Origin of the sequence: Azospirillum sp. TSH100, assembly GCF_004923295.1 — a bacterium.
Classification (GTDB): domain Bacteria; phylum Pseudomonadota; class Alphaproteobacteria; order Azospirillales; family Azospirillaceae; genus Azospirillum.
This window is the reverse complement of sequence record NZ_CP039634.1, coordinates 570,706-587,088: the sequence shown is the minus strand read 5'-3', so window position 1 is coordinate 587,088 and position 16,383 is coordinate 570,706. Positions and strand designations below refer to the sequence as shown.

Annotated in this window: 14 protein-coding genes; 4 read left to right on the top strand and 10 right to left on the bottom strand. The window is 66.2% G+C overall.

Annotated elements, in window-relative coordinates; translation table 11 throughout:
• Nucleotides 1–18: 18 nt before the first annotated feature.
• The 6 genes from E6C72_RS02820 to hisN all read right to left on the bottom strand — a co-directional run bounded on the left by E6C72_RS02820 (nucleotide 19) and on the right by hisN (nucleotide 7,450).
• The gene (locus E6C72_RS02820) at nucleotides 19–1,104 is read right to left on the bottom strand and encodes an ABC transporter permease (RefSeq protein WP_109084971.1); all 1,086 of its coding nucleotides are present in this window, start codon (nucleotides 1,102–1,104) and stop codon (nucleotides 19–21) included.
• Nucleotides 1,104–2,216: a microcin C ABC transporter permease YejB gene (locus E6C72_RS02815; RefSeq protein WP_109084970.1), complete on the bottom strand. Its 1,113-nt coding sequence runs from the start codon at nucleotides 2,214–2,216 to the stop codon at nucleotides 1,104–1,106. Before E6C72_RS02815 ends, E6C72_RS02820 begins: the two co-directional genes overlap by 1 nt.
• Before the next feature lie 60 nt (nucleotides 2,217–2,276).
• Nucleotides 2,277–4,127 carry an extracellular solute-binding protein gene (locus E6C72_RS02810; protein WP_109084969.1) on the bottom strand — a complete coding sequence of 617 codons (1,851 nt, stop codon included), beginning with the start codon at nucleotides 4,125–4,127 and terminating at the stop codon, nucleotides 2,277–2,279.
• A 74-nt stretch (nucleotides 4,128–4,201) separates the two neighbouring features.
• Complete coding sequence (locus E6C72_RS02805; protein WP_109084968.1) at nucleotides 4,202–6,052, bottom strand: extracellular solute-binding protein; 1,851 nt, start codon at nucleotides 6,050–6,052, stop codon at nucleotides 4,202–4,204.
• 81 nt (nucleotides 6,053–6,133) lie between these two features.
• On the bottom strand, nucleotides 6,134–6,634 hold the full coding sequence (locus E6C72_RS02800; protein ID WP_109084967.1) for a hypothetical protein: 501 nt from the start codon (nucleotides 6,632–6,634) through the stop codon (nucleotides 6,134–6,136).
• A gap of 33 nt (nucleotides 6,635–6,667) precedes the next feature.
• The gene (hisN, locus tag E6C72_RS02795; RefSeq protein WP_109084966.1) at nucleotides 6,668–7,450 is read right to left on the bottom strand and encodes a histidinol-phosphatase; all 783 of its coding nucleotides are present in this window, start codon (nucleotides 7,448–7,450) and stop codon (nucleotides 6,668–6,670) included.
• Nucleotides 7,451–7,625: 175 nt separating this feature from the next.
• On the opposite strand from hisN, the gene nudC reads away from it, so the two are divergent.
• Entirely contained in the window at nucleotides 7,626–8,531 is a 906-nt protein-coding gene (nudC, locus tag E6C72_RS02790) for an NAD(+) diphosphatase (RefSeq protein WP_109084965.1), read from the top strand.
• 29 nt (nucleotides 8,532–8,560) lie between these two features.
• On the opposite strand, the gene E6C72_RS02785 is transcribed toward nudC, so the two are convergent.
• From E6C72_RS02785 to E6C72_RS02775, 3 genes are all read right to left on the bottom strand, one after another.
• Entirely contained in the window at nucleotides 8,561–8,869 is a 309-nt protein-coding gene (locus tag E6C72_RS02785) for a hypothetical protein (RefSeq protein WP_109085083.1), read from the bottom strand.
• A 340-nt stretch (nucleotides 8,870–9,209) separates the two neighbouring features.
• Entirely contained in the window at nucleotides 9,210–10,076 is an 867-nt protein-coding gene (locus E6C72_RS02780; RefSeq protein WP_109084964.1) for a prephenate dehydratase, read from the bottom strand.
• Between the two features lie 63 nt (nucleotides 10,077–10,139).
• On the bottom strand, nucleotides 10,140–10,853 hold the full coding sequence (locus tag E6C72_RS02775) for a 3-deoxy-manno-octulosonate cytidylyltransferase (protein ID WP_247875593.1): 714 nt from the start codon (nucleotides 10,851–10,853) through the stop codon (nucleotides 10,140–10,142).
• Between the two features lie 422 nt (nucleotides 10,854–11,275).
• Here E6C72_RS02775 and E6C72_RS02770 point away from each other — a divergent pair, with 422 nt between their 5' ends.
• A complete protein-coding gene (locus E6C72_RS02770; protein ID WP_109084962.1) occupies nucleotides 11,276–11,815 on the top strand; it encodes a cytochrome c family protein in 540 nt (179 codons plus the stop codon).
• 95 nt (nucleotides 11,816–11,910) lie between these two features.
• Here E6C72_RS02770 and E6C72_RS02765 read toward each other — a convergent pair whose 3' ends face one another.
• Nucleotides 11,911–12,762 carry an NUDIX hydrolase family protein gene (locus E6C72_RS02765; protein WP_109084961.1) on the bottom strand — a complete coding sequence of 284 codons (852 nt, stop codon included), beginning with the start codon at nucleotides 12,760–12,762 and terminating at the stop codon, nucleotides 11,911–11,913.
• Nucleotides 12,763–12,937: 175 nt separating this feature from the next.
• Here E6C72_RS02765 and E6C72_RS02760 point away from each other — a divergent pair, with 175 nt between their 5' ends.
• Together E6C72_RS02760 and E6C72_RS02755 are read left to right on the top strand one after the other, a co-directional pair.
• A complete protein-coding gene (locus tag E6C72_RS02760) occupies nucleotides 12,938–13,393 on the top strand; it encodes a response regulator (protein WP_247882071.1) in 456 nt (151 codons plus the stop codon).
• 916 nt (nucleotides 13,394–14,309) lie between these two features.
• Nucleotides 14,310–16,256: a PrkA family serine protein kinase gene (locus E6C72_RS02755; protein ID WP_109084959.1), complete on the top strand. Its 1,947-nt coding sequence runs from the start codon at nucleotides 14,310–14,312 to the stop codon at nucleotides 16,254–16,256.
• The last annotated feature ends 127 nt before the right edge of the window (nucleotides 16,257–16,383 follow it).

Sequence of the window (16,383 nt, the reverse complement as noted above, 5' to 3'; positions counted from 1 at the left end):
TCTTGAGGGTCGTCATGGTCACTCCGCCGCCTCCTTGCGCGCCGCCGTCGCCGCGGCGGCCTCGCCGGGCAGCGCGGTGGACATCTGGGCGATGGTCTTGCGCGGGTCGAAGGCGTCGCGCACCGCCTCGCCGATGAAGATCAGCAGGCTCAGCATGATCGCCAGCACGAAGAAGGCGGTCAGGCCGAGCCAGGGCGCCTGGAGATTGGCCTTGCCCTGGGCCAGCAGTTCGCCCAGCGACGGCGAGCCGGGCGGCAGGCCGAAGCCGAGGAAGTCCAGTGCGGTCAGGGTGGTGATCGAGCCGTTCAGGATGAAGGGCATGAAGGTCAGCGTCGCCACCATGGCGTTGGGCAGCACATGGCGCACCATGATGGTCACGTCGCCGGCCCCCAGCGCCTTGGCCGCCCGCACGTAATCGAGATTCCGCGCCCGCAGGAACTCCGCCCGCACGACATGGACGAGGGCGGTCCAGGAGAACAGCAGCAGCAGGCCCAGCAGCCACCAGAAGGTCGGCGTCACCACGCTGGCCAGGATGATCAGCAGGAACAGGGTGGGCAGCCCCTGCCAGATCTCGATGAAGCGCTGGAACAAGAGATCGGTCAGCCCGCCGAAATAGCCCTGGACCGCACCGGCCGCCACGCCGATGACCGAGGAGAAGGCGGTCAGCACCAGCCCGAACAGCACCGAGATGCGGAAGCCGTAGATCAGCCGCGCCACCACGTCGCGCCCCTGATCGTCGGTGCCGAGCCAGTTGTCGGCCGACGGCGGAGCCGGGGCGGGGACCGGCAGATTGTAGTTGATGGTGCGGTAGCTGTAGGGGATCGGCGGCCAGACCATCCAGCCCTTGGCCTGGATCAGGTCGCGGACATAGGGGTCGCGGTAATCGGTCTCGGTCTCGAACTCGCCGCCGAAGGTCGTCTCGGGGTAGGTGTGGAAGACCGGCCAGTAATAGCGGTTCTCGTATTCGATCAGCAGCGGCTTGTCGTTGGCGATGAACTCCGCCCCCAGCGAGACGGTGAACAGCACCAGGAAGATCCAGAAGGACCAGAAGCCGCGGCGGTTCGCCTTGAAATTGGCTAGCCGGCGCCGGGTCAGCGGAGTCATCACACCCTCCGCGAGTCGAAGTCGATGCGGGGATCGACCATCACATAGGTGATGTCGCCGACCAGATTCATGATCAACCCCAGCAGCGTGAAGAAATAGAGCGTGCCGAACATCACCGGATAGTCGCGGTTGATCGCCGCCTCGAATCCCAGCAGCCCCAGCCCGTCGAGCGAGAAGATCACCTCGATCAGCATGGCGCCGGTGAACAGGATGCCGATGAAGGCGCCGGGAAAGCCGGCGATGACGATCAGCATGGCGTTGCGGAAGACATGGCCGTACAGCACGCGGTTCTCGGTCAGGCCCTTGGCCCGCGCGGTGATGACGTACTGCTTGCCGATCTCCTCCAGGAAGGAATTCTTGGTCAGCATGGTCAGGCCGGCGAAGCCGCCGATCACCATCGACAGCACCGGCAGCGCCATGTGCCAGAAGTAATCCAGCACCTGTTTGTACCAGGGCAGACTGCTCCAATTGTCCGACACCAGACCGCGCAGGGGGAACCAGTCGAGATAGCGCCCGCCGGCGAACACCACGATCAGCAGCACCGCGAACAAGAAGCTGGGGATGGCATAGCCGACGATGACGACGCCCGAGGTCCAGACGTCGAAGGGCTGGCCGTCGCGCACCGCCTTGGCGATGCCGAGCGGGATGGAGACCAGATAGACGATCAGCGTCGTCCAGATGCCGAGCGAGATCGACACCGGCATCTTCTCCAGCACCAGATCGACGACGCGGCGGTCGCGGAAGTAGCTGGTGCCGAAATCGAACACGATGTAGTTCGACATCATGTGGATGAAGCGTTCGTGCAGCGGCTTGTCGAAGCCGAATTCCTTCTCCAGCTGCTTGATGAAGGCGGGGTCCAGCCCCTGGGCGCCGCGATACTTGCCGCCGCTGTCGCCGCCGGTCTGGTTCTGGCGCTGGGCGGCGGCGTTGGCGTCGCCGCCGGCGCTGCCGCCGATGCGCGACGTCGCCTCGACCGCCGTGCCCTGGACACGAGCGATCATCTGCTCGATCGGGCCGCCGGGGGCGATCTGCACGATCAGGAAATTGATCACCATGATCCCGAACAGGGTGGGGATGATCAGCAACAGGCGGCGGATGATGTAGGCCAGCATCGCGGGTGTCCCGACCCTCCCCAATCCTCAAGGAAACGGTAGCTTAGATCAGAGCGCGGTTCACGGTCCCGTACGGCGCGGGCTGTTGGCCAGCTTCGCGTTCTTGTCCGCATCGACCCACCAGTTGTCGAGGAAGCCCAGGCCATATTTCTGGGCAACCGCCGGATGGGAGAATCGGTTCCAATAGGCGACCCGGTAGACGTTGTCGTACCAGTGCGGGATGACGTACCAGTTCCACAGCAGCACGCGGTCCAACGCCCGGGTGGCGGTGATCAGCGCCTCGCGGTCTGGGGCGGCGATCAGCGTCTCCACCAGCTTGTCGATCGCCGGGTTCTTGATGCCGATGGCATTCTGGCTGCCCGGCAGGTCGGCGCGCGACGATTCCCAATAATCGCGCTGTTCGTTGCCGGGTGACAACGATTGGAGGAAGCGCTCGGTAGTCATATCGTAATCGAAATTATCGCTGCGGTTCTGGTACTGGGCGCTGTCGACCACGCGGATTTGCGCTTCGATCCCGGCGCGTTCCAAATTGCGCAGGAAGGGTTGCACGACGCGCTCCATATCGGCCTGGACCAGCAGGATTTCGAAGCGGAAGGGCTGGCCTTGCGCATTGACCAGCTTGCCGTTCTTCAGTTCCCAGCCGGCCTCTTTCAGCAGGCCCAGCGCGGTGCGCAGATTGTTGCGGATGTTGCCGCTGCCGTCGGTCTTCGGCGGCTCGAAGGGTTTGGTGAACACCTCGTCCGGGATCTGGCCGCGCAACGGTTCCAGCAGCTTCAACTCCTCCGGTGAGGGCAGGCCGCTGGAGGCAAGTTCGGTGTTGGCGAAATAGCTCTTGGTCCGCTGGTACAGGCCATAGAACAGGTTCGTCTGGGTCCATTCATAATCGAACAGGTAATTCAGCGCCTCGCGCACGCGGCGGTCCTGGAAGATCGGGCGCCGGATGTTGAAGACGAAGGCCTGCATACCTTGCGGGTCCTCGTTCTTCAACTCTTCCTTCAAGATCTGGCCATTCTGCACCGCAGGCACATTGTAGCCGGTGGTCCAGTTCTTCGAAACATTCTCCTGCCGGAAATCATAGGCACCGGCCTTGAACGCTTCGAAGGCCACGTCGAGGTCGCGGTAATAGTCGTAGCGGATGCGGTCGAAATTATAGCGGCCGCGATTGATCGGCAGATCCTTCGCCCACCAATCCTTCACGCGTTCGTAGGTGATGGCGCGGCCGGGCTGCATGTCGGCCACCTTGTAGGGACCGCTGCCGATCAGCGGCTCCAGCGTCGTGGTGGCGAAGTCGCGGCTGGCGAAGGCGTGCTTGGGCAGCACCGGCAGCTGGCCCATGATGACCGGAAGTTCGGGGTTGTTGCTATTCCGGAACGAGAACTTGACCGTCCGCTCGCCGGTCTTCTCCGCCTTGGTCACGTCGGCGTAGTAGGTGCGGTAGAGCGGGTGACCCTTCTCCTTCAGCGTGTCGAAGCTCCAGATCACGTCGTCCGCCGTGATCGGCTGGCCGTCGTGGAAGCGGGCCTCCGGCCGCAGGGTGAAGGCGACCCAGCTGCGATCCGGAGCGACCTCGATGCTTTCCGCGATCAGACCGTATTCGGTGCCCGTCTCGTCGCCGTTGCCGGTGGTCAGGGTCTGGAACACCAGCCCGGAGCCGGCGGCGGCCTGTCCGCGCAGGATGAAGGGGTTGAGGTTGTCGAAGGCGCCGAAGGCCATCATCTTGACCTCGCCGCCCTTCGGGGCGTCGGGATTGACATAGTCGAGATGCTGGAAGTCCGGCCCGTATTTTGGCTTGCCGTGCAGGGCCAGGGCGTGGCTGCCCTTTTCTTGCGCCGCAAGCGGGCACGCTATCAGCAGAAGCCCCGCCACCGCCGCCGCCATACCGGTGCCCAGCCACCGCATCCGACCCGTCATGCCCGATCCCCTCCCTCGCCTGTTTTCCTGAAAACCGTTCAGCTTGATGGAGTTAGCCCCGCAATGGGGCGTCATCAAGGCTGCGCCGCTTTCTTTGCCGGATCGACCCACCAGGTTGCCGGGAAATTGGTGCTGCGATAGCCCTGATCGTATTTCGGCCAGACCGCCGGATGGGCCAGCCACGCCTTGTGGGCGATCCAGCTTTCCGCGTTGTGCCATTGCGGCACCATGTAGAAGCCCCACAGCAGCACGCGGTCGAGCGCGCGGGTGGCGGCCTGAACCGAGTCGAGATCCTTGGCCGCCAGCGCCTTCTCGATCAGCGCGTCGGCGACCGGGTCATGGATGCCGGAATAGTTGGCCGATCCCTTCAGGCCGGCGGCGGCGGAGCCGAAATAGCTGCGCAGCTCGGTGCCCGGCGGGGTGAAGAAGGCGAGATTGATCACCGTGGCGTCGAAATCGAACTCGTCCAGCCGCGCCTGATACTGGGCGGTGTCGACCAGACGCAGGGACGCGTCGATGCCGACGCGGCGCAGGGTCTCGACATAGGGCTGGGTGACGCGGGTCAGTGCGCCGGTGCCGTCGAGGAACTCGATCGCCATCACCTCGCCGGTCTTCACATTGGTCAGCTTGCCGTTGCGGGTCTCCCAGCCTGCCTCCTTGAACAGGCGGGTCGCCTCGCGCACCTGGGCGCGGTTGTTGCCGCTGCCGTCGGTGGTGGGCAGGGTGAAGGGCTGGGTCAGCAGCCGCTCCGGCAGCTGCGCCTTGAATGGTTCCAGCAGGGCCAGCTCCGCCGGGCCGGGCGGACCCTTGGCGCCGAAGTCGGAATTGGGAAAGTTGCTGAGCGTCCGCTTGTACTGGCCGTACAGGATGTTCTTCTGAATCCAGTCGAAGTCGAACAGCAGGGCCAGCGCCTCGCGCACGCGCGGGTCGGCGAACTTGTCGCGGCGGGTGTTCAGGCGGAAACCCTGAGCGCCCAGCGGCAGCTCGCTCGGCACCTCCAGCCTCTGGACCCGGCCGTCCTTCATGGCGGGGAAGTCGTAGCCGGTGGTCCAGCGCTGTGCCCGGTATTCGCCGCGGAAGTCGTAGGCGCCGGCCTTGAACGCCTCGAACATGACATCGTCGTCGCGGTAGAAGTCCTCCTTCACGACGTCGAAATTGTAGAGGCCGCGCGCGGTCGGCAGATCCTTCGCCCACCAGTCCGCCACCCGCTCATAGGTGATCGACCGGCCGGCATCGACCGTCCTGATCCGGTAGGGGCCGCTGCCCAGCACCGGTTCCAGCGTCGTCTTGGAGATGTCGCGGCCGTTCGCGGTCCACCAATGTTTGGGCTGCGGCGAGAAGGTGGTGGCGAAGTCGATGATCGGCTTGATTTCCCCGGTGCCGGTCAGGGTGATCCTGAAGCGGCGGTCGTCCAGCGACTCCACCTTGGCGATGTGGTCGAGGAAGGACTTGAGGAAGGGCGCGCCATGGGCCTGGATGGCGTCCCAGGTGAAGACCATGTCGGCGCTGGTGATCGGCGTGCCGTCATGCCAGTGGGCGCCCTGGCGCAGCGTGAAGATGGCCCAGCCGTAATCGTCCGGCACTTCGACACTTTCCGCCAGATGGGCGTAGGCGGCGTCGAGCTCCCAGCCGGACCCGACCATCAGCGTGTCGGAGATCAGCCCCAGCGTGCGCGGACGCACCCCGCGCAGGATCAGCGTGTTCAGGCTGTCGTAGCTGCCCGGCTGCGACCCAGCCAGCCCGACCGACCCGCCCTTGGGCGCGTCGGGATTGACGTGGGGGAAATGGGTGAAGCCGGGCTTGAACTGCGGCTCCCCGAACTGCTTCAGCGCGGTGACGGTCCGGGTGGCCGCTTGGGCCTGTGTCAGGATCGCCGGCGCGGACAGGGTCAGGATCGTGGCGGCAAGGACGAGAAGGCGGCGCATCGGCGGTCCTGTGTGGGGAGCGGACGTTCTGGTTAGATTGCCATGCCCGCGCCGCGATCAAGCGGGATTCCGGTTCTCAAGTCAGGTGCTTCGCACCGTGCGCCAATGGTCGGCCATGCGGTCCATCAACTGGCGATAGCGGCGGTCGCTGCGCATCAGCTTGCGCACCGACTTTCCGTTGCGCGGGTCGGCCAACATCCAGGCCTCCGCCGCCGACTGATGCTCGGGATGGATCGACAGCAGGTAGATGGCCGCCTGCTCCGGAGCCGAAACAGACGTTTCCGCCAAACGCTCCAGAATGGCGCCGACATAGATCGGCAGGACCCTGCGGAAATCCTCCGGTCCACCCTCCACATCCGCACTGTCGGCCGGAGCGGCGCCGTCGGTCATCAGGGCCTGCCGCTCGGCGGCGGGCAGGGCGAAGAAGGCGTCGAGCCCCAGCAGCAGGTCGCAGACGGTCTTCTTGCGCACCAGCCAGTTCGACCCCGCCGACACCCGTGCCGCCAGCCCCTCCAGAAAGGGGCGAAGCTTTTCGGGCGAGGTTTCAAAAACGGACCGGGCGGGCGGGGCGATGGCAATCATTTCGATATCCGAACGGGTGTTTTCGTCAGAGGGTCAGCCGGCCAGCGCCTTCATGGCGTCCTGGTGGGTCTGCGGGTCGCCGGCGGCGATCACCCGGCCGGTGGAGTTGGCGTCGAGCGGCTTGCCCTCCCAATCCGTCATCAGCCCGCCGGCCCCGGTCACCACCGGCACCAGCGCCGCGAAATCGTACAGCTTCAGCCCCGACTCGACGACGAGGTCGTAATAGCCCGACGCCAGCAGGCCGTAGCTGTAGCAGTCGCCGCCATAGGACGCCGTCTTCACCCTGGTGGCGACACGGCGGTAGGCATCGTAATCGCTGCCGGGGAACAGGTCGGGCGAGGTGGTGCCGAACATGGCGGCGCCGAGACCCCCGGGGCAGGGGCGGACGCGCACCGGCTGGCCGTTGTGGGTGGTCGGCCGCCCCTCGACGCCGATCCAGCGGTCGCCGACGATGGGCTGGTCGATGATGCCCAGCACCGGGCGGCCATGGTGCAGCAGGGCGATCAGCGTGCCGAAGATCGGCCGGCCGGTGATGAAGGACTTGGTGCCGTCGATCGGGTCGATCACCCACACCCATTCGGCGTCCAGATTCTTGGTGCCGTGCTCCTCGCCATAGATGCCGTCGTCGGGGCGCTGGCTTTCGATGATGGTGCGGATGACATGCTCCGCCTCGCGGTCGGCGATGGTGACCGGCGAGGCGTCGGCCTTGTCGTCGATGGCGACGGGCGTGCGGAAATAGCGGCGGACCACGCTGCCGCTGGAGTCGGCCAACCGCTGGGCGAGCGCCACCATCGGGGCGGGGCAGGGTTCGGTCATGGTCGCTCCTTGAGGCTCTTGTCGAGATGGGTGCCGCATCCTAACGGCGCCGGTCCGTTGCGAAAACCCGAAAGGCTCCCGCTTCGGCTTGAGGAGAGGTCCCGCTTTCCGCCGGGCTGCTCATCCGCCGGGAGGGCTTTCCGCCCGCCGCGTCCTGTGGCAGCCTCGACCGGCCATGACGAACCGACCCAACATCTACGCCGCCACGCCGATCGACCGCGCCTCCCTCCGCCGCAAGGACGAGGATTGGCTGACGGAGGCCTGGCTCGCTCCCGCGTCCCGTGTCCTGCCGGTCTGGCAGACCAAGAGCTTCGTCGCCGGGCCGGAGGATGCGCCGCGCGCCGTCCTGCTGCCGACGGAAGGGTTGGACGCCGTACCGATCTTTCTCGGTCTGATGGACGGCACGCCGGTCTTCACCGTCGATTTGTCGATGGTGGAGGATCCGGACGCGCTGCCGGCCCTGCGCGGCCATGGCCGCTTCGAGGATCTGCGCGTCACCGGGCCGCTGATGCCGGAAGGGGAGGCGGCGCTGTGCGCCTATGCCCGCGGCATGGTGTGGTGGAATGCCCGCCACCGCTTCTGCGGCGTCTGCGGCTCCCCGGCGGCGACGGCGGAAGGCGGGCATGTGCGGATTTGCACCAATCCCGGCTGCGCCACCCACCATTTCCCGCGCACCGATCCGGCCGTCATCATGCTGGTCCATGACGGCGGCGACCGGGCGGTCCTTGGCCGGCAGAGCCGCTTCCCGCCCGGCATGCATTCGGTGCTGGCCGGCTTCGTCGAGCCGGGCGAGAGCCTGGAGGACACCGTCGCCCGCGAGGTGTTCGAGGAGGTAGGGCTGACCGTGACCGACATCCGCTACCGCTCGTCGCAGCCCTGGCCCTTCCCGTCGTCGCTGATGCTGGGCTTCACCGCGCGGGCCACCAGCTTCGACATCGACACCGGCAACGACGAGCTGGAAAGCGCCGGCTGGTTCGACCGCGCCTTCCTGCGGACCCACACCCCGGACGAGACCTTCCGCCTCGCCCGCTCCGATTCGATCGCCCACCGCCTGATCCGGGAATGGATGGCGGAGGGGTGAGGGGGCGACCGCCGTCCTGCACGCCCCCCTCAATGCCGCCGCTGCGGTCCCGCCATGCGGGTGGGCGAGCGGCGGCGGTCGAAGGGGTTGGGGTGGCGGGTGCAGGTGTCGTTGTAAAGCGCCATCAGGGAGGCCGCCTCGTCCGGGCGGCGGCAATTGGCGCTGCACAGATTGTCCCACACCATCTGGCGGACGGCGGCATCGCCCCAGGGCTCGTGCAGAAGAGAAGCACCCTTTTCCAGGGCGGTCATGAAGGGGAGATGTTCGTGGGCGGCGATCTGCGCCACCTCCTCCGCCTCCAGATTGGCCAATCCCAAGCAATCTTCCATCGTGAGCATGGCAACCTCCATCCGTGGCGCCATGGCCGTCGGCGGGGTCTCACCCGTCAGCCGCCGTGGTTCTTTCAGAGTCTGTCCGGTGCTTATTGAAGCACCGGACAGACTCTGAGCTTTTGGTTTTCCATGTGATTCACGCTTCAAGCGATTCCGCTTGAAGCGATCACACTCCGGTCGTCGAAAAATTGTGGAGCCGGTCTCTGCCGGTCTTTTCTGTATAACAATTTCCGCTAATCTTGCCCAGCGCCGACCGCTCGCGACCACGGCTAAGTCGCGTCGCTGCGGCGGAATGACGCGCGACTTGTGGCGTGTGCGAAAAGACTTGCGGCGTTGCGGGAGGGACTCAGTCCTCGCCGACGCGCTGGCTTTCCTGATAGCGGAACGGGTTGGCCGGATAGACGCCGAGGATCTTCACCTCCCGGGCGAAGAAGTCCAGTTCCTCCAGGGCGAGGCGCAACGGGCGTTCGTCGGGATGGCCCTCGACGTCGGCGTAGAACTGGGTCTGGGTGAAATGGCCGCCGACCATGTAGCTTTCCAGCTTGGTCATGTTGATGCCGTTGGTGGCGAAGCCGCCCAGCGCCTTGTAGAGCGCGGCCGGAACGCTGCGGACGCGGAAGACGAAGGTGGTGATCGTCTTGCAGGAGCCCAGCGCCGGCAGCTTCGGCTCGCGCGCCAGGATCAGGAAGCGGGTGGTGTTGTGGGTGGCGTCCTCGATCCCGCTCTTGAGGATGTCGAGGCCGTAGATCTCGGCGGCGAGAGAGGAGGCGATGGCGGCATGGCGCGGGTCGTTCATCGCCGCGATCTCTTTCGCGGCCCCGGCCGTGTCGGCATGGTTGATCGCCTGCAGGCCCAGGCCGCGGATGGCGGTCTGGCACTGCGACAGCGCCTGGATATGGCTGCGCACCGTCTTGATGCTCTCCAGCGTGGCGCCCTTCGGCGCCAGCAGCTGGTGGTTCACCCGCTGGAAATGTTCGCCGATGATGTGCAGCCCGCCTTCGGGCAGCAGATAGTGGTTGTCGGCGACGCGGCCGGCGATGGAGTTTTCCACCGGGATCATCGCCAGCGAGGCGCGGCCCTCGCGCACGGCGGAGAAGGCGTCCTCGAAGGTGGCGCAGGGCATCGTCGTCATGGTCGGCCGCGCGTTGCGGCAGGCCAGATCGGAATAGGCGCCGGGGAAGCCCTGGAAGGCGATGATGTTGGACGTGCCCATGAGCGGTGTTCCCCCGGCGGATCTGAATAAGCGGATCTGAATAAAAGGCCGATATATCCGGCGTCAGCCGGCCTGACGGCTGGAGAGGAGTGCGCAGGCGCGCTTCAGGTCGGCGGGAGTATCGACACCCAGCGGAACCGCGTCAACGACCGCCGCGTCGATTCGCATGCCGTTGGAGAGCGCGCGCAGCTGCTCCAGCCGCTCGCGCTGCTCCAGCACCGAGGGCGGCAGCGACACGAAGCGCTCCAGCGCCGCCCGGCGGTAGGCGTAGAGGCCGATGTGGTGATAAAGCGGCCCGTCGCCGGTCGGCGCGGTGGCGCGGGTGAAATAGAGTGCGCGGCCCTGGCGGGATCCTGCCGGCAGCTCCAGCACCGCCTTCACCACGTTGGGGTTGGTCCGCTCCTCGTCCCGCGTGATCTCGGCGACCAGGGTGGCGATGTCGACCTCCGGGTCGGCCAGCGGGGCGAAGGCGGCGCGCACGCTGTCCGGCTCGATGGTCGGCAGGTCGCCCTGCACATTCACCACCGCGTCGTGCCGTCCCTCCGGGTCGATCAGCTGCAGCGCCTCGAAGATGCGGTCGGAGCCCGAGGGATGGTCGGGCCGCGTCAGCACCGCGGTGCCGCCGGCCGCCTCGACCGCGCGGGCGATCTCCGGCTCGGCGCAGGCGACCACCACCGGGCCGATCTCCGCCTCCATGGCGCGGCGCAGCACATGAACGATCATCGGCGCGCCGAGGATGTCAGCCAGCGGCTTGCCGGGCAGCCGGACGGAGGCCATGCGCGCCGGGATCACCACGACCGGGTTGGTGGGGCGGCCACCAAGGGAAGTGCCAAGGGAATCGGTGGAGGGGCTGGCGGCGGTCGGCATGCTCGAAAACTCCGGTGGAAGGTCCGGGAGATCACAGATTCGTGACGCTGAACTGGCGCGGGTGAACCACGGACGCCGGGGCGGCGTCAAGGGGCAGCATGGAGGACGCCATGGGAGCCGTCATGGTCGGATTGGCGCTGTTTTGCGATGCAGCGTAATGCGCAAGGAAATTAAGTGGTTGGTGACTGCGACAAATTTGTATGCGACCTTTTTTCGCGGTCCGCCGGGCTATGACAAGCTTCGGACCGCGGGCTATGGTAGCCGCGGCGCGTTCAGCCGCGGGCGGGAGAAACGCCGAGTGTACTGAAATCAGGGAACAAAGGGGCTCATCAATGAGCATGGAGTGGAACAAGATTTTCGGCGCCGTGCTGCTGGCCGGGCTGATCGCGATGCTGGCGGGATTCGCGTCCAAGGTGCTGGTTCATTCGAAGCCGCTCGAAAAGAGCGTCTATGTCGTCGCGACGCCCGAGGGGGCCAGCGCGCCCGCCGACAAGGGTGCCGCTCCCACCGGTCCGGCGCCGATCGCGCCGCTGCTCGCCGCCGCCAGCCCGGACGCCGGCCAGAAGGTCGCCAAGGCCTGCGCCGCCTGCCACAGCTTCGACAAGGGCGGCGCCGCCAAGGTCGGCCCGAACCTGTATGGCGTCGTCGGCGGTCCGAAGGGCCACATGCAGGGCTTCGGCTACTCCGATGCGCTGGTGAAGACCGGCGGCAGCTGGAGCTATGACGAGCTGAACAAGTTCCTCTACGATCCGAAGGCCTATGCCCCGGGCACCAAGATGACCTTCGCCGGCCTGAAGAAGGACGACGACCGCGCCGCCGTCATCGCCTATCTGCGCTCGCTGGCCGACAGCCCGCAGCCGCTGCCGCAGTAACGTTCAGGAAAAGGTACCGGGCGCCGCCGCGGCCGGAAGAAAAAAGCCCCGCTCTCGCAAGAGGGCGGGGCCTTTTGTTCGACCGGAGTCCGCGTCTACCGGCGCAGGCCGCAGGCGATCTCCAGATAGTCGGGGTCGTTTTCCGGGGTCAGCCAGCCGTGGCGGATCAGGAAATCGGTCACCACGAGGTTCACGTTGAACTTCCAGTCGGCGGTGCCGCGCACAGACTCCGCGACCTTGTCCAGCGGCCAAAGCTCGAAGGATTCCACCTCGCCGTCGGTGTTGACCGGGGTGACGCCGGGCGGCAGTTCCAAATCGTAGACGAACAGGCGGTCGCGCTTCAGACCGGCCGGCGTCTCCATGGTGTAGCTGATGGCGCCGACCGGCACGGCACGGCGCGCGGTCTCGGCGTCGAGCCCGGCCTCCTCCGCCGCCTCCTTCTCCAGATTCTCAAGCAGGCTCAGGCCGATGGGCTGGCCGCCGGCGATCAGGTTGTCGAGCTGGCCCGGCGCCACCTCGCGGTCGCGGGCGCGGCGGCCGATCCACAGCAGAAGGCCGCCGGCTTGATCGCGGACGAAGCCGTTGATGTGCAGGCCATAAGCCTCGATCCCGAAGGCGCCGACGGCGGCGCGGTCCAGCCGGGCCAGCGGCTCCGCCCCCCAGCGCGGCAGGATCGGGTAATATTCGCCGCGCAGCGCCTTGACCGTGCCCTGTTCCACCAGATAGGCGGCGGCATGGTCGAGCAGCGATGAGCGCGCCTCGAAATCCCGGATCCCGGGCGCGATGGTCAGCCGGTCGGCGGTGACGACGAAGCCGGGATCGACCCCGGGCAGCGCCTCGGCCAGGGCATGGCGCACCCAGCCCACGGTGTGGCCGTCCAGCTCGAACGGGCGGAAGCCGGACAGGTCATGCGCGTTGCACGCGCGGATGTGATCGAGGAAGCTCATGCGGTCCATCTAAGCGGGGCGGAGGGGTGGGCGCAACCGCTCATCCAGGGCAGTCCGAAGCCTGATGTTTTGGACATCTTGCGTGGTTTTGGTTGCCATCGTACACAGGTCCGGTCACGAAATGACCACCGGCGCCAGTCCGCCAGGGGTCGCTCAAGCGAAAGGGCAGGGCGTGGTGGCTGACCGGTCGGCTGAGAGCGCAGCGGCGGGCAAGACGGAGACGCCGTTCGGCGTCCTGTCGGTCCTGGTGGTCGAGGACGAGTCCTTCACCCGCATGGTGCTGGCGAAGATGCTGGGCACGCTGGGCGTCAAGGCCGTGCATCAGGCCGCCGATGGCGAATCGGGCCTCGCGGCCGTCGCCGCCCACGCTCCCGATCTGGTGCTGTGCGACGTGGAAATGCAGCCGATGGACGGCTTCGGTTTCGTCCGCACGCTGCGCGCCAGTGCCGATTCGCGCCAGCGCACCCTGCCGGTCCTGTTCATGAGCGGCCGCGTCGATGACGACCGCAAGGCCCAGGCGCACGCCAGCGGCGCCGACGCGGTGCTGGCCAAGCCGGTCACCCCCGCCAGCCTGCGCGACGCGCTGGGGATCGCCTTGGGCGCAGGGCTGAAGGCGGGGCAGCCGGCCTGAGCCGCTGTGCGAAAGTCCGGTTCACCGCCTGCGATTGCTCCTGCCGACAGCGGCGGACAGGGGCGCGCGGCCCGCTCCTGAAAATTTCCCGCCCCGTGGCAAGCTTGCCAAGCCATTGAAACAATTCGGCAATCGAGCGGTCATCCTTGACCGCGCCACGCCGGAGCCGCATCCCCACCCAATTTCCGCCTTGTTGATGAGGACGATTGGGACGCAACATGATCTCCGGGAAGTGTTGGGGCGAGGTGTTCTGGCCCTGTGGCCGACACTGCGGCAGACCGCAACACCCCTTACTGGATATTGTTAAGGTTTGGAGTGCAGCATCGACGGTAAATCCCTGCGCCGTGCTTGGTCGAGGCGGCGCGTCTGCTTGAGGAGGCCGATGGCGTGACCAGGAGCGCCCGATGGAACCCGCATGGGTCGCATCGCACTGGGCAGTTCTTACCGATCGGACGGGCAACGATGATTGCCGCCGGTTTCACGCCGTCTTCCGCCGACACCGCCACACGCCTTTCACCGAACCTTCCGAATGCGCGGCTGATACGCGCACGGGTTGAGCCGGTGCGCTCGCCGCACCCACACCGGCCGTGGGACCTAGGTCCTATGGCTGAGGCCGGCCCCTTCGCGGGCTTTCCGGCTATGGAGCCTGAGTGCCTGGAAAGCTCCAGGTGGAGCATTACATTCAAAAATGACTCGTTCGGGGGACGCCGCGTTGCAAGACGGACGGCTCCCGGCCTTCACAGGACCGTTCCTTACACCAGACCGCTGGCTTCTACCGCTGAGCGGGGAGGCTGCGGACCCCAACCGGTCCGCGCCTTCCCTGGAGTGCCCCTTGGATCGCGGCATGCGCCGCGGCCTGCCGCCGCAGCCACCGGCGGCGCCCCGGCGCATCGGACCAGATAAGACGGAGCGACGAATGTTCCCGGCCGACGAACTGTTCACGCGCTACACGCAGAATTACGAGACCCGCCGCGAGACCGAGATGTCCCTGATGGACTATCTCCAGCTGTGCCGCGACGACCCGATGTCCTACGCCTCGGCCGCCGAACGCATCCTGGCCGCCATCGGCGAGCCGGAGGTGGTCGACACGGCCCGCGACCCGCGCCTGGGCCGCATCTTCATGAACCGGACCATCAAGGTCTATCCCGCCTTCTCCGAGTTCTACGGCATGGAGGAGACGATCGAACGGATCGTCGGTTTCTTCCGGCACGCCGCGCAAGGACTGGAGGAGCGCAAGCAGATCCTCTACCTGCTGGGCCCGGTCGGCGGCGGCAAGTCGTCGCTGGCGGAGCGGCTGAAGTCGCTGGTGGAGAAATGCCCGATCTATGTCCTGAAGGCCGGCAAGGAGATCAGCCCGATCTTTGAAAGCCCGCTCGGCCTGTTCAACCCGGACGAGATCGGCGACGAGCTGGAGGAACGCTTCGGCATTCCCAAGCGCCGGCTGACCGGGCTGATGAGCCCGTGGGCGGTCAAGCGACTCGACGAGTTCGGCGGCGACATCACCCGCTTCAAGGTGGTGAAGCTGCACCCCAGCAAGCTGCGCCAGATCGGCGTGACCAAGACCGAGCCGGGCGACGAGAACAACCAGGACATCTCGTCGCTGGTCGGCAAGGTCGACATCCGCAAACTGGAGATCTACAGCCAGAACGATCCCGACGCCTACAGCTTCTCCGGCGGCCTGAACCGGGCGACCCAGGGCATGCTGGAATTCGTCGAGATGTTCAAGGCGCCGATCAAGATGCTGCACCCGCTGCTGACCGCGACGCAGGAGGGCAACTATGTCGGGTCCGAGAACATCGGCGCTATCCCCTTCCAGGGCGTGATTCTGGCCCACTCCAACGAGGCGGAGTGGCAGACCTTCAAGAACAACAAGAACAACGAAGCCTTCATCGACCGCATCTGCGTCATCAAGGTTCCCTACTGCCTGCGGGTGGCGGAGGAGCAGAAGATCTACGACAAGCTGGTGCGCGGCTCCGATCTGGCGACCGCCCCCTGCGCGCCGTCGACGCTGGAGATGCTGGCCCGCTTCTCGGTGCTGTCGCGTCTGCGCGAGCATCCGAACAGCAGCTTCTACAGCAAGATGCGGGTCTATGACGGCGAGAGCGTCAAGGAGACCGATCCCAAGGCCAAGTCGATGCAGGAGTACAAGGACCAGGCCGGCGTCGACGAGGGCATGGGCGGCATCTCCACCCGCTTTGCCTTCAAGGTGCTGGCTTCGACCTTCAACTACGACTCGACCGAGATCGCGGCCGACCCGGTGCATCTGATGTATGTGCTGGAACAGGCGATCAAGCGCGAGCAGTTCCCGGAGGAGACCGAGAAGAAATACGTCGAGTTCATCAAGGCCGAACTCGCCCCGCGCTATGCCGAGTTCATCGGCAACGAGATCCAGAAGGCCTATCTCGAATCCTACTCCGACTACGGCCAGAATCTGTTCGACCGTTACGTGGACTATGCCGATGCCTGGATCGAGGATCAGGATTTCAAGGATCCCGACACCGGCCAGCTGATGAACCGCGAGCTGCTGAACCAGGAGCTGACCAAGATCGAGAAGCCGGCGGGCATCGCCAACCCGAAGGACTTCCGCAACGAGGTGGTGAAGTTCGCCCTGCGGGCGCGGGCGGCCAATGCCGGCCGCAACCCGTCCTGGACCTCCTACGAGAAGATCCGCGAGGTGATCGAGAAGCGGATGTTCAGCCAGGTCGAGGATCTGCTGCCGGTCATCAGCTTCGGCTCGAAGAAGGACGGCGAGACCGAGAAGAAGCACACCGAGTTCGTCTCGCGCATGATGACGCGCGGCTACACCGAGCGGCAGGTCCGCCGGCTGGTCGAGTGGTACATGCGGGTGAAGCAGGCGGGCTGAGCGTGGTCGGCTGAGTCCGGTGGACTGAAGGGGGGCTTAATTGCCGCGGGGCGGGTGTTGCAACGCCCCGCGGCAACCCCACTGTCATAGAATGCTGTCAGAGTGTGAAGGCCGCGTGACGAAACGG